Origin of the sequence: Burkholderia sp. AU17457 (assembly GCF_002223255.1) — a bacterium.
GTDB lineage: Bacteria > Pseudomonadota > Gammaproteobacteria > Burkholderiales > Burkholderiaceae > Burkholderia > Burkholderia sola.
On the sequence record NZ_NKFB01000004.1, the window covers coordinates 1001523 to 1014608 of the forward strand.

The 13086-nt window shown below is 63.4% G+C and carries 15 protein-coding genes; 7 read left to right on the forward strand and 8 right to left on the reverse strand.

Annotated elements, in window-relative coordinates; translation table 11 throughout:
- Nucleotides 1-39 precede the first annotated feature (39 nt).
- Together sap1 and speG are read right to left on the reverse strand one after the other, a co-directional pair.
- Entirely contained in the window at nt 40-387 is a 348-nt protein-coding gene (gene sap1, locus CFB49_RS17085) for a surface attachment protein Sap1 (protein WP_069618259.1), read from the reverse strand.
- A gap of 490 nt (nt 388-877) precedes the next feature.
- On the reverse strand, nt 878-1435 hold the full coding sequence (gene speG, locus CFB49_RS17090) for a spermidine N1-acetyltransferase (RefSeq protein WP_069618260.1): 558 nt from the start codon (nt 1433-1435) through the stop codon (nt 878-880).
- A gap of 151 nt (nt 1436-1586) precedes the next feature.
- Between speG and CFB49_RS36340 the strand changes: the two genes are divergently transcribed.
- From CFB49_RS36340 to CFB49_RS17105, 5 genes are all read left to right on the forward strand, one after another.
- Nucleotides 1587-1757 (forward strand): hypothetical protein, encoded by a 171-nt coding sequence (locus tag CFB49_RS36340; protein ID WP_006489933.1) that lies wholly within the window; start codon nt 1587-1589, stop codon nt 1755-1757.
- 115 nt (nt 1758-1872) lie between these two features.
- Complete coding sequence (locus CFB49_RS17095; RefSeq protein WP_050011093.1) at nt 1873-2121, forward strand: DUF2795 domain-containing protein; 249 nt, start codon at nt 1873-1875, stop codon at nt 2119-2121.
- 109 nt (nt 2122-2230) lie between these two features.
- On the forward strand, nt 2231-3589 hold the full coding sequence (locus CFB49_RS17100) for a sensor domain-containing diguanylate cyclase (protein ID WP_089491808.1): 1359 nt from the start codon (nt 2231-2233) through the stop codon (nt 3587-3589).
- 149 nt (nt 3590-3738) lie between these two features.
- Nucleotides 3739-3864: a hypothetical protein gene (locus CFB49_RS36805; RefSeq protein WP_256979908.1), complete on the forward strand. Its 126-nt coding sequence runs from the start codon at nt 3739-3741 to the stop codon at nt 3862-3864.
- Nucleotides 3865-4081: 217 nt separating this feature from the next.
- On the forward strand, nt 4082-4633 hold the full coding sequence (locus CFB49_RS17105) for a sce7726 family protein (RefSeq protein ID WP_089491809.1): 552 nt from the start codon (nt 4082-4084) through the stop codon (nt 4631-4633).
- Here CFB49_RS17105 and CFB49_RS17110 read toward each other — a convergent pair.
- Both CFB49_RS17110 and mnmE read right to left on the reverse strand, forming a co-directional pair.
- Nucleotides 4578-5723: a beta family protein gene (locus CFB49_RS17110; protein WP_249190672.1), complete on the reverse strand. Its 1146-nt coding sequence runs from the start codon at nt 5721-5723 to the stop codon at nt 4578-4580. The two genes, CFB49_RS17105 and CFB49_RS17110, sit on opposite strands and share 56 nt — an antisense overlap.
- A 421-nt stretch (nt 5724-6144) precedes the next feature.
- Entirely contained in the window at nt 6145-7539 is a 1395-nt protein-coding gene (gene mnmE / locus CFB49_RS17115) for a tRNA uridine-5-carboxymethylaminomethyl(34) synthesis GTPase MnmE (protein WP_089491810.1), read from the reverse strand.
- 338 nt (nt 7540-7877) lie between these two features.
- Between mnmE and CFB49_RS17120 the strand changes: the two genes are divergently transcribed.
- Nucleotides 7878-8312, forward strand: a complete 435-nt coding sequence (locus CFB49_RS17120) for a transcriptional regulator (RefSeq protein ID WP_050018236.1) — start codon at nt 7878-7880, stop codon at nt 8310-8312.
- A 115-nt stretch (nt 8313-8427) separates the two neighbouring features.
- Here the strand turns inward: CFB49_RS17120 and yidC are convergent, their stop codons facing one another.
- The 4 genes from yidC to rpmH form a co-directional block, all read right to left on the reverse strand.
- Nucleotides 8428-10089 carry a membrane protein insertase YidC gene (gene yidC, locus CFB49_RS17125; RefSeq protein WP_089491811.1) on the reverse strand — a complete coding sequence of 554 codons (1662 nt, stop codon included), beginning with the start codon at nt 10087-10089 and terminating at the stop codon, nt 8428-8430.
- Nucleotides 10090-10097: 8 nt separating this feature from the next.
- Complete coding sequence (yidD, locus tag CFB49_RS17130) at nt 10098-10364, reverse strand: membrane protein insertion efficiency factor YidD (RefSeq protein WP_006750110.1); 267 nt, start codon at nt 10362-10364, stop codon at nt 10098-10100.
- Between the two features lie 76 nt (nt 10365-10440).
- Nucleotides 10441-10902, reverse strand: a complete 462-nt coding sequence (gene rnpA, locus CFB49_RS17135; protein WP_006489941.1) for a ribonuclease P protein component — start codon at nt 10900-10902, stop codon at nt 10441-10443.
- Nucleotides 10903-10917: 15 nt separating this feature from the next.
- Nucleotides 10918-11052, reverse strand: coding sequence for a 50S ribosomal protein L34 (gene rpmH, locus CFB49_RS17140; protein WP_004198824.1), 135 nt, complete (start codon nt 11050-11052; stop codon nt 10918-10920).
- A 421-nt stretch (nt 11053-11473) separates the two neighbouring features.
- Here rpmH and dnaA point away from each other — a divergent pair, with 421 nt between their 5' ends.
- Nucleotides 11474-13051 (forward strand): chromosomal replication initiator protein DnaA, encoded by a 1578-nt coding sequence (gene dnaA / locus CFB49_RS17145; protein ID WP_218828012.1) that lies wholly within the window; start codon nt 11474-11476, stop codon nt 13049-13051.
- The last annotated feature ends 35 nt before the right edge of the window (nt 13052-13086 follow it).

Consider the following 13086-nt stretch of genomic DNA (forward strand, 5'->3'; position numbering starts at 1 on the left):
CGCGCTCGCGCGTCGTACGACGGCGCGGCGAATGGGCGGTTACTGCTTGACGAAGCGCGAATCGGTCCAGAGACCTTGCTGGTCGCTATTGTCGGCGCTGACGAATTGCACGTCGCCCTGGTCGACCGCCACCACGCGGAAGCGCTGGCCTTCCGGCACCGACAGACAGCGGAAGTCGTCGAAGTACTGCTGCTTCGCCTGCGACTTGCCGTCACGTTCGTGACTCAATACGGAGTCCAGATTGTCTTTCGACAGGCAGCCCCATGCATTCTTCGTCAGCTGGATTTCCTGCTTCGGCTTGACGGCCGAATCGCCGCCGGCCTGGGCAATCGACACAGCGCAAAATGCGCCGACAAGGGCAAAAAGGACACCGGTACGCTTCGTCATGTTCTGTCTCCAGGCTTGCGGGCACCCAGGCTGGGTTAGCTATGTGTTTAAAGGTGATCGTGAACCCGCGTTTTTCACTTTAGAAGACCGGCAAACGATAGCAAGCACATTTGTTGTGCGACTGCAATAGCGGCGGATTGTCGCACCCCGTGCGCAAGCTGCTTTTGGCGCGACGCGCGCGAGTGGCAAGCGCCACCGAATTGCGGATGGGCCTTCGCCGCCGGGCGGAAACCGTTATCCGGCAAGGCTTTCATCAAAGTTACAATGCTGCGGTTGAACGGTTTGGATAATCCATTTCGCTATCCGGACCATTTTGATGCATCGCACATAAAGTCATCCGAAACGATTCGACTTTACCGTGGCGCACAATCGCATTTACCTGAAACAAGAAAAATGCCAGGTATAAGCGTATCCGTATTTATCCGTAGTTCCCCGCATCCATTCGGCGCCGCCGAGCCCCCGTCGCAAGCGCCTTTCGTCCGCGTGGCGTTTACCCTGCTTTATTCAGCCCGATTTGCTGGCGCTCGAAATAATCACGCTGGAAGATGCACATGCGATAAGCGTTGTGATACGCGCCATTCCCGAAAAATTCCTCCTTCAATTCCGCCTCGTGCTGGAATCCGCATTTTTCGTACACATGGATCGCCGCCGCATTCGACGTATCGACGATCAGGTAAAGCTTGCGCATGTTCAGCACCTTGAACGCATACTCGATCGCGAGGCGCGTCGCCTGGCCCGCGTAGCCGCGCCCCTGGCATTGCGGCGCGATGATGATCTGGAACTCGCCGCGGCGGTGAATGTAGTCGAGCTCGATCAGCTCGACGAGGCCGACCAGTTCGTCTTGCGCGTCGACCGCGACGAAGCGGCGTTCGCGCTGGTCGTGCACGTGGCGGTCGTACAGTTGCGACAGTTCCGAGAAGGTTTCGTACGGCTCCTCGAACCAGTAGCGCATGATCTTCGCGTCGTTGTTCAGCTCGTGGACGAAGCGCAGGTCCTGGCGCTCCAGCGGGCGCAGCGCGAGCGTGTTGGTGTCGTTCTGGAGTTGCATGGTCATGTCCCTTTTGATGCCGGCGCACACGCGGAACGCCCGCGCGGCGCGGCCACGTCCGGGCCCGTTTCGCACTGTAAGAATTTGAACGCGGGCGCAGTTCAGAGCCTAGAATGGGAGCAAGGGTTCCTGCCACCGCAAGGAGGCTATCGTGATCGAGCAAGTCATACTCGGAATTTTCCTCGTGCTGCCGCTCGTCATCGTGGCTGCGCTATTTTCCGACGAACTCTGGCAGGAGCATCGCCGCCAGCATCCGCGCGACGAGAACGCCCCGCACATCGACTGGAAGCATCCGTGGCGCCGCGTGCGGCGCGGGCACTGACTTCTTACCGCCGGTCCGCAGCCCGCGCCGGCCGGGCATCCGGGCCGGGTCGTATGCGACGCGGGTACAGCCCTTGCGCGCGATCCGATTCCCGCCCAACCCGCGAGACACCGACGTGAACGACAAGCCCGCCATTCCTCCGCACGATATCCCGAACGAAACGATCGACCTGCAGATCGCCGATGTGCTGGCGGCCGTCCGCTATCCGGCGAACAAGGATGCGATCGTCGATGCCGCGCGCGACGCCGGCGCCAGTAACGAGGTGCTGTCGATGCTCGACGGCCTGCCCGAACAGGACTACGCGGACGTCGATGCCGTCACGCGCTGCGTCGCCGGCAACTTCGGCCCGGGGCTCGGCATTTGAGCGGATGCCAATAACGCGATAGGATCGGGCCGCACCGGTCGCGCCGCGATCGGGATGCGTGCCGCCCGGCGCAAGATCGGGCGCTTCGCACGCGTGTCCGGGGGACCCCATGGAAGGCATCCTGATCCAGCACACGACGCAACGTCAGCTGTGGTTCGGCGCGCTGACGGCGCTCGTCATCCTGCTCACGCTCGGGATCGCCGCGCCGCACGCGAACGTCGCGCTGCCGCCCGTCGAGCCGTTCATGCCGATGTGCGCGCTCACCGTGTTCACGACCGCGAGCATCGCGGCGTTCTTCCTCGGCGCGCAATTCACCGTCACGCGCCAGCCTGTGCTCGGTGCGCTCGGCGGCGCCTATGCGTTCACCGCGCTCGCCGTCGCGCTGCAACTGCTCACCTTTCCCGGCGTGTTCGCCCCGCATGGCCTGCTCGGCGCACGCCCGCAAAGCGCCGCATGGATGTGGATCTTCTGGCATGCCGGCTTTCCGTGCTTCGTGATGGCCGCGCTGTTCGCTCGCGAGCGACTGACGCGCACCCCGATCGGCGCAAAGGAGACGCGCCGCTGGACGATTGCGCTCGTCGGCGGCCCGGCGATCACCGCAGCGCTCCTGTGCGCGCTCGCGCTGAACGTCTCGCTGCCGCCCGCGTTCCATCCGCCCCGCGACGCTGCCGTGCTGCCCGTCAACGGCATTGCGCTCGTCGTGTGGATCCTCAATTTGCTCGCGCTCGTGGCCGTCGTGGTCACCGGCCGGCTGCGCACGACACTCGATCTGTGGCTCGCGATCGCGGTGCTCGCGTGTCTCACCGATACGACGCTGAACTTGCTGAGCACGAACCGCTTCACGGTCGGCTGGTATGTCGCGCGCGTGTTCAGCATGTTCACGCCCGGCGTGCTCGTGTGCGTGCTCGCGTGGGAAGTGACGATGCTGTATCAGCAGTTGTTCGAAGCGCACGCGACGTTGATCCGCTCGTCCGCGCGCGACGGGCTCACGGGCGCGTTCAACCGCAGCCACTTCAACGATCATTTCCATACGCTGTTCCTGCAGGCGCGGCGGCAAGGCGAACCGCTGTCGCTGCTGATGGTCGACGTCGATCACTTCAAGGCGTACAACGATGCGTTCGGTCACGTGAAGGGCGATGCGTGCCTGATCGCCGTCGCGAATGCACTGGCCGGCGCGGTGCGGCGGCCCGCCGACATCGTCGCGCGCTACGGCGGCGAGGAATTCGCGATCGTGCTGCCGAACACCGGCGCGCGCGGTGCGCGCGTGGTGGCCGACGAAGTGCGCGACGCGGTGCTGCGGCTCGACCTCGCGATGCCCGACTCGCCGGCCGGACGCGTGAGCGTCAGCGTCGGCTGCGCGACCGTGTCGGCCGACGATCTGTCGACTCCCGACGCGTTGATCGAAGCCGCCGATGCCGCGCTGTATCGGGCGAAGGATACGGGGCGAAACCGGGTCGTCGTCGCCTGAAACGTCTGCTGTTTGGCCAATTGTTACGGTCATTGTGACCGGAATAATCCACCGTTACGGATTGCGGCGCGGGGATACGATCGCTTACAGCCCGGGCCGGAGCCGCTCGCTATGCTGGGTTTCATATTGAATCCGAGCAGGTGAACGCGATGAAGAAGACCCTTTTGCTGATTGCCGGCGTCGCCGTGTTGTTGAGCGGCTGTGTCGTGGTGCCTGATGGTGGCGGGTATTACGGTGGAGGCGGGTATTATCACCATCATCGTCATTGGGATTAAACGTCCGGCCTCGCATCGACGGGCGTCCCAATTTCGCCATCAGGCATGAGACCGACGCAGGATCGGCCTGACGACAGCGGGGATAAAGGCCCCCTCCCCCTGTGTTAACATGCCCCGCTGCATACCGATTCAAGGGCCCTCCACCGTGGCGAAATTTTCAAACGGCAATCAAACGCCTCGTATCGCAACACGCGATCGCGACGTTCGAACCGCTGTCATGAAAAAGGTCCTTGCAGAGCCGCTGTCGAACCCCAACGTGCTCGTCGTGGAAGAGTTGGGGCTCGAACACGGCGCATGCAGGGTCGACATCGCGGTGATCAATGGCGTCATTCACGGATATGAGCTGAAAAGCGATACCGACACACTGCACCGTCTTCCGCTGCAGATCGATGCCTACTCGCGAGCGCTCGACAAGGCGACGCTCGTCGTGAGCGAACGGCACTTCGTCGAAGCGGCGCCCCTGCTTCCACCATGGTGGGGCATCAAGGTGTCGCATGTCGGCCCACGCGGAGCGGTTCACATCGAGACCGAGCGCGCCGCGTCAATGAACCCCGGCATTTCCCCCTTCCATGTCGCCCATCTTCTGTGGCGTAACGAAGCGCTGGCCATTCTCGAAGCCCTTGAAACCGACAAAAAGGCGCTGCGCGGCAGCAGACAAGCGCTGTATACGCTGCTCACGCAACACCTTTCTCCGTCGTCGCTTCGCGCGCAGGTCAGGGAAGCGTTGAAGCGCCGAACAAGGTGGCGACATCCCTCACAACCTTCGTGACATGATGGTTGCTTCCGACCATCGGCCAGGTCGATGCACCACCGGTACTTCCCCTGCCGCTCGCGCAGTCCTCGATGAATTGATCACCGTGTGAGTAAGCGCGGCCCATGAAGATCGGCGGCCGGGCGGACACGATGCTCCGGCAGATATCGGCGTACTGCGCGCGCCCGTGTTTCTTGACCTGCACGCCCATCGCGATGAACCACTCATCGTCGATGGTGTACTTCACCCTGGCAGTCGGATCGAGCATGCGTGGATCGATCAGTTCGGTCTCCGGATGCGCCACGGCGTAGTCACCGAAAGTCGGCACGCGTGTGCCGGCAGGCAGCATTCCGACAAGGGATTTGTAGCCAAGCCAGTCATGACGCTTGATCCGGCCCGACGGTCGATACGACGCCGACGGCAACCTCTGCGGGAACGATGTCCCGGCAATCGTGACGGACCGCCACTCGTCGAACTTGGGCAATTCGTCGAGCAGTCCCTTCCACACCAATGCCTGCATCTTCGGGCTGGTTGCAATGTCGGCCGCGCAATCGAGTACGAGATCGCACGCGCCCTCCCCTATTCCGATTCCCTCCAGCAACGCGTTCACCTCCGCACGCATCGAAATACCGAAGTCGTCCGGCGTCAATCGAAGGCAGGCTCCACGCCCATCGCGATCGACAATCGTCCTGACGGCAGCCACGTACGCTTCGGAACGGTCCAATCCAAACACCGGAACGGGCATGGCTCCGGCGGCACGCGCCAAGTCGAAGATATGGGCCAGATGATGTGCGCCGCTCTCGACACATGCGTCGCCGTCGATAAACGGAGAATCGACAAAACAACGTCGCGTATCCCATTTCTGTTTGAGTCGCATGCCAAACTTGCTCAAGTGCTCGTCGAGGCTCTTGGCTGGCGCTTCAGCTTCAAAGTCCCAAGCCTCCGTCGGCACCTCGAACAACGGTGTTACCCAATCCATGACGGTCGCCGCCAATCGGGATAGCGCAAGGTATTCCCCTTGACGCCATTTCAATACTGGAACGTAGTGGTTGTGATCGAACATGCTTTCCTCGAAATAGAACTCGTCAAAGTCGAGCACTTCCGCCATTCAGGGACGAATGGCGTCATTCGAGAATTACAGTGTCGATTCAATATCGCAAGCGTCTCCACGGGATTTGTCCAATCCGCACCGGATATCTCAATAAATCGACACCCGAAATTGATGCATATTCCGCATGATCCGACAAATAAACCGAGACAAATCTGCGTCGCCGAAAAGGCGTCTCCGCCTTCGCCGCCCGGCGTGTATCGCCATTCAAGGAGTGTCGAGCACATCGGGCGGCTGACACGCAGGCCGAGACATTGATCTTTGTCTTATGAAAGACGACGGAAAATAGGCAATCAATCGATTGCATCGAGAAATGTCAAAAACCGTATATTTTTGTCGTCGCCACACACGATCCTTCTTCATGAGCGGCGCAAGGGCGTCACCTCTCAGGTGTTTTTATTTTTAAAAACAATGCGGTCTTTTATTTCCCAATACAAAACCTGCTGAAAATCACCCCCAGCAGATCATCCGACGTGAATTCCCCGGTAATCGCATTGAGCTGCTCCTGCGCGAGCCGCAGTTCCTCGGCAAACAGATCGAGCGACTGCGCGCGCTGCTCCGCGTGATCCGCCGCCTGCGCGAGATGTTCCTGCGCGGCTCGCAGCGCGATCAGATGCCGCTCGCGCGCCAGATAGACGCCTTCGGCCCCCGCCTGCCATCCCGCAATCCGCAACAATTCCGCGCGCAGCATGTCGATCCCGTCGCCGCGCTTCGCCGACAGGTGGACCTCGGTCAGATCGCCTTCCGCCGCCGGATGCTCGACACACGCCGGCACGCCCGTCAAATCCGTCTTGTTCAACACGCGCACCACCGGCACGCCGCCCGGAAACCGCGCGGCGATCACTGCGTCATCGGGCGTCATCCCCGTGCGCGAATCGAGCAGATGCAGCACGACGTCCGCGCGCTCGATCTCGCTCCACGTGCGCGCGATGCCGATCCGCTCGACTTCATCCTCCGTCTCGCGCAGCCCGGCCGTATCGATGATGTGCAGCGGAATCCCTTCGACCTGGATCGTCTGCGCGACCTTGTCGCGCGTCGTGCCGGCGATCGGCGTGACGATCGCCAGCTCGGCGCCCGCCAGCGCATTCAGCAGCGACGACTTGCCGACGTTCGGCTGCCCCGCCAGCACGACCGACAGCCCTTCGCGCAACAGCGCGCCCTGCCGCGCATCGCCGAGCACGTGCGCGAGCTGCGCGCGGATCTTCGCGAGCTTGCCGCGCGCGTCGGCCGCTTCGAGGAAGTCGATTTCCTCCTCCGGAAAATCGAGCGTCGCCTCGACCAGCATCCGCAGCGTGATCACGTCGTCGACGAGCGCATGGATCTGCCGCGAGAACGCGCCGTCGAGCGAACGCCCGGCCGAGCGCGCCGCCGCCTCGGTGCTCGCCTCGATCAGGTCGGCAACGGCCTCGGCCTGCGCGAGGTCGAGCTTGTCGTTCAGGAACGCACGCCGCGTGAATTCCCCCGGCTCCGCGAGCCGCAGCCCGAAGCCGCGCCCCGCATCCAGGCAGCGCTGCAGCAGCAACTGCATCACGATCGGCCCGCCATGCCCCTGCAGCTCGAGCACGTGCTCGCCGGTATACGAATGCGGCGCAGGGAAATACAGCGCGATCCCGCGGTCGAGCGGCGCGCCGTGCGCGTCGAGGAACGGCACGTAGCTCGCATGGCGCGGCGCAAGCTTCTGCCCGCACAACGCGTCGATCAGCGGCAGCGCGGCCGCCTCGCCGCCGCGCCCGAACGACACGCGGACGACGCCGATGCCGCCCCGACCGGCAGCAGTGGCAATGGCGACGATCGGATCGGAATCGGTAGCGAGCATGGCAATCGGAGCAATCGGGTAATCAGCGAGTCAATGGTGCGCCCGCGCAACAGTTCGGGCAAAGGAACGCCGGCATTGTAGCGTGCGGGCTTATAAGCCACCGGCCGCGGCGCCCGATTCGGATTTGCCCGAATTTATCCCGCCGGGGATAAGCCGAGTATGACTTCGGTGTCACGACACACCGACCATTTCGGACAAGTATGTTTGCTGGAGCGGCTCGACACTGCGTCCCTCAATTTCATCGACCATCCTGATCCGGGCTGGGATTCATCCGAATGAGATACGTTTATCCCATATGGTTGTCTGAGATGCGGCGATGAAATTGCACAATCTCCCTCATGCCGACATCCGAAGAAAAAGCCGCGTTCTCGGAACGCCTGAAATTCGCCCTGCGGCGCAGCCCGGAGAAGGTCACGGGCGCGACGGAACTGGCGAACCGATTCAATCTGCGCCACCGCGGAACGCATCCCGTTTCGCCGCAGACCGCGCACAAATGGCTGACGGGCCGCACGATCCCGACGTCGGACAAACTCGAAACGCTGGCCGAATGGTTGCGCGTCGAAGTGCACTGGCTGCATTACGGGCCGTCGCCGAGCGTGGTCGAACATCCGACGCCGCAACCGCTGCCACGCGACGAACGCTATCCGCCGACACCCGAGACGATCGAACTTGCTTCGAAGATCGAGGCGCTGTCCCCGCATCAGCGCTACCTGGTTCAGGAACTGGTCGAGCAGTTCTACGGCGATCCGAAACTCGAAGCGAAGAAGGCCTGAGCAGCAGCAACCGCCCGCGCCGCCGCCGAGGAAACAAAAAGCCGCATGGTCATGAACCATGCGGCTTTTTTTGCGTGCCTCGCGGGCGGCTGGCCGCCCACGAGTACGACTGACGTCAGGCCGGCTTCTTCTTCACGCCGCCGAGCTTGCGCGTGATGTAGTACTGCTGCGCGATCGACAGCACGTTGTTCACGACGTAGTACAGCACGAGACCTGCCGGGAAGAAGAAGAACATCACCGAGAACGCGATCGGCATGAACTTCATCATCTTCGCCTGGACCGGGTCCGGCGGCGTCGGGTTCAGGCTCGTCTGCACGAACATCGACACGGCCATCAGCACCGGCAGGATGAAGAACGGATCGCGCTGCGACAGGTCGTGAATCCACAGAATCCACGGCGCGCCGCGCATTTCGACCGATGCGAGCAGCACCCAGTACAGCGAGATGAACACCGGGATCTGGATCACGACCGGCAGGCAGCCGCCGAACGGATTGACCTTCTCGGTCTTGTACAGCTCCATCAGCGCGGCGTTCATCTTCTGCGGATCGCTCTTGAAGCGTTCGCGCAGCGCCTGCATGCGCGGCGTGATTTCCTTCATGCGCGCCATCGACTTGTAGCTTGCAGCCGACAGCGGGAAGAACACGGCCTTGATCAGCACCGTCAGCAGCACGATCGCCCAGCCCCAGTTGCCGACATAGCCGTGAATCTTCTCGAGCAGCCAGAACAGCGGCTTCGCGATGATCGTCACCCAGCCGTAGTCCTTCACGAGCTCCAGGCCCGGCGCGATGCCTTCGAGCATGCGCTCTTCTTCCGGACCGGCGAACAGGCGCGCCTGCACGTCGGCCGACTGGCCCGGCGCGATCGCGGCGACCGGCTGCTTCACGCCGACGCGGTACAGCGCCGGATCGATCTTTTCAGCGTAGATGTCGCGCTTCGCGCCCTGCTGCGGAATCCAGGCCGACGCGAAGTAGTGCTGCACCATCGCGACCCAGCCGTTGTCGGCGGACTTCTCGAAGTTCGCCTTGTTCTTGTCGAGGTCGCTGAAGTCGATCTTCTGGAAATGCTTCGCGTCCGTATAGACCGCCGGCCCGAGGAACGTATGCGAGAACATCGGCGTTTCGACGGCCGTGTTGTCGCGCACGAGTTCCATGTAGACCGTCGGCGTGACCGGGGCGGTGCCGACGTTGTCGATCTTGGTGTCGACGCCGATCACGTAGCTGCCGCGCGTGAACGTGTAGGTCTTGATGACCTTCACGCCGCCCTTCACCGGCGATTCGAACGACAGCTTCAGCGTGTTCTGGTCGCCCGTCAGCGACGTCGAGCCGGGGTTCAGCTGCGTGTAGACGTCGTTGTGGTTCGGGAAATCGCCGCCGAGCAGGCCCGTGCGCGCGAGGTACGTATGGCCGGCCGTGTGGTCGAACAGCGTGATGTACAGGTCGGGCTGCTTGCCGTCGCCCTGCTTCTTCAGCGTCAGCTTCGCGAGCGTGCCGCCGCGCGTGTCGATTTCGCCGTCGTACACGTCGGTCGAGAATTTCACGAGCTGCGCCTGCGCGGCCGGGGCCGTGGTCGACGGTGCGGCGCCGGCCGCGGCGGCAGGCACGTCACCTGCGGTCGTCGTCGCGCCCGTGCCCGATGCGCCGCCGGCAGCGGCCGGGGCCGTCTGCGTGGCGCTCGGGAAGAACATCGACGGGCGTCCATGGTCCCGCTGCCAGTTGTCGTACAGCATGACAGCTGACATGAAGAAGATCACCCATAGGACGGTGCGTTTGATATCCATGCGTTGTCTCAGAGTCGATGGGACCGCGCGTCGGCTTCGCCGCGAGCGCGAGTGTCGGAATTGGGCGGCGGGACGAGGTCGATGCCGCCCGCGGAAAACGGATGGCATCGGCACACGCGCCTGACGGCGAGATACGTGCCGCGCGCGGCGCCATGATACTGGATTGCCTCGCGCGCGTAATCCGAACAGGAAGGATAAAAACGGCAACGGTTGCCGAGCATCGGGCTCACGGCAACCTTGTAGAAGCGCAGCAAGGCGATCAATACCGTTTCCATACCTTGGGCGGCGCCGTACGACGCCGCGTCAAAACCGGCCGGGCGGGCGCGAACGCCGCGCCGGGGCACGGATGCGTCACTCGGACGCGGGCTTCGACGCACGGCGCGCGATTTCCCGGACTGCCCTGTCGAGCAGTTCGCGGATTTCGGCCGCGCACATCGCCGCGAGCGGGGCGGAAGCCGCGCTCGGCAGCGCTTTCTTGTCGAAGCGCGTGTGCTGCCGCAGCAGCAGGTCGTAACCGGCGAATTCGGCGCGGCGCAGGCGAAACTGATCGCGCGCCAGCCGCTTCACGAGGTTACGGGTGACCGCTCGCGGCGCATACTTCTTGCCGATGACAAGCCCCAGACGCGCGGGCTGCCCGGTCGGCTTGCCGTAGATCACGAAGTGCGCGGAGCGCCGCCAGGGGCGCAAACGAAAAACGGATGAAAATTCATCCGTTTTCAGAAGTCGCGCAGCTTTCGGGAAGGCGGCTTTCGTCTGCGACGGATTCGCACCCGGCTCGACGGCACCTTCCGCAGGACTGCGGACGGCGGACACAGCGCGCAACCTGCCTTAGATGGCGAGGCGCTTGCGGCCCTTCGCGCGGCGAGCGTTGATGACCTTGCGGCCACCTGCCGTCTTCATACGGACACGGAAGCCATGGGTGCGCTTGCGGCGCGTCACGGACGGTTGGTAAGTACGTTTCATGATGTTCTCACTTGTTCGAGAATGTCGAAATTCAGGGGACCGCGTGCCCTTAACCGGAGGCATTCGGGCGAACGCAATCGCCGGGAATACAGGATTGGTTTTCGCGGAACCCGCTATTTAAACCGTTTTTCTCTTGACGGTCAATACTTTAGGAGTCGCTTGCCTGTGCCGGGCCGCTCCGATCCGGCCCCGCGACCCACAAACACAGCCTGTGGATAAGTCCCGCTGTGGCCGCGTTTGGCGTTAGAATCTCGCCTTATCTCCAAGAATCCCGCACGCCGCTTCGGCTCGCGCCCGCCCCTCCAACACTGTGACGCAGGCGTCCGACGCACGCTCGCACGACCGCTTCGGGCCTTGTTGCGCGACCGCGACAAGGGCGCCGGCGAGCCGCGCTGTGCACGCAAAAAACGACAGTTACTTGATGAACGATTTCTGGCAACACTGTTCCGCACTGCTGGAGCGCGAGCTGACGCCCCAGCAGTACGTGACGTGGATCAAACCCTTGGCCCCGGTGGCCTTCGATGCGTCGGCGAACACGCTGTCCATCGCCGCGCCGAACCGTTTCAAGCTGGACTGGGTCAAGAGCCAGTTTTCGGGCCGGATCGCCGATCTGGCCCGTGAATTCTGGAACACGCCGATCGAAGTCCAGTTCATCCTCGATCCGAAGGCGGGCATGCGCAGCACGCCCGCGGGCGCCGCACCGGCCGCCCCGCGCGCGCCGCTGGCGCCGAGCGGCCCGGCCGCGACGGTCGCCGCGATCGCCGCCAACCTGACCGCGCATGCCGCCGCCGCGCCCAGCGCGCCGGCCGACGTGCCGATGACGCCGTCGGCGGCCGCCGCGCACCACCTGAACGCCGACGACGCCGACATCGACCTGCCGAGCCTGCCCGCGCACGAAGCCGCGGCTGGCCGCCGCACGTGGCGCCCGGGCCCGGGCGCCGCACCCGCGAACGGCGGTGAAGCCGATTCGATGTACGAACGTTCGAAGCTGAATCCGGTGCTCACGTTCGACAACTTCGTGACCGGCAAGGCGAACCAGCTCGCGCGCGCCGCCGCGATTCAGGTCGCGGACAACCCGGGCATCTCGTACAACCCGCTGTTCCTGTACGGCGGCGTCGGCCTTGGCAAGACCCACCTGATCCACGCGATCGGCAACCAGCTGCTGCTCGACAAGGCCGGCGCGCGGATCCGCTACATCCACGCCGAGCAATACGTGTCCGACGTGGTGAAGGCGTACCAGCGCAAGGCGTTCGACGACTTCAAGCGCTACTACCATTCGCTCGACCTGCTGCTGATCGACGATATCCAGTTCTTCTCCGGCAAGTCGCGCACGCAAGAGGAATTCTTCTACGCATTCGAGGCGCTCGTCGCGAACAAGGCGCAGGTGATCATCACCAGCGACACGTATCCGAAGGAAATCTCCGGCATCGACGATCGCCTGATCTCGCGCTTCGACTCGGGCCTCACCGTCGCGATCGAGCCGCCCGAACTCGAAATGCGCGTCGCGATCCTGATGCGCAAGGCGCAGTCGGAAGGCGTGAACCTGTCGGAAGACGTCGCGTTCTTCGTCGCGAAGCACCTGCGCTCGAACGTGCGCGAACTCGAAGGCGCGCTACGCAAGATCCTCGCGTACTCGAAGTTCCACGGCCGCGAGATCTCGATCGAGCTGACCAAGGAAGCGCTGAAGGACCTGCTGACCGTGCAGAACCGGCAGATTTCGGTCGAGAACATCCAGAAGACCGTCGCCGACTTCTACAACATCAAGGTCGCCGACATGTACTCGAAGAAGCGCCCCGCGAACATCGCGCGGCCGCGACAGATTGCGATGTATCTCGCGAAGGAACTCACGCAGAAGAGCCTGCCGGAAATCGGCGAGCTGTTCGGCGGGCGCGATCACACCACCGTGCTGCACGCGGTGCGCAAGATCGCCGACGAGCGCAGCAAGGACTCGCAGCTCAACCACGAGCTGCACGTGCTGGAACAGACGCTGAAGGGCTGAGCGCGCGCACCGCGCTTGATAATTCGGCCTCCGCC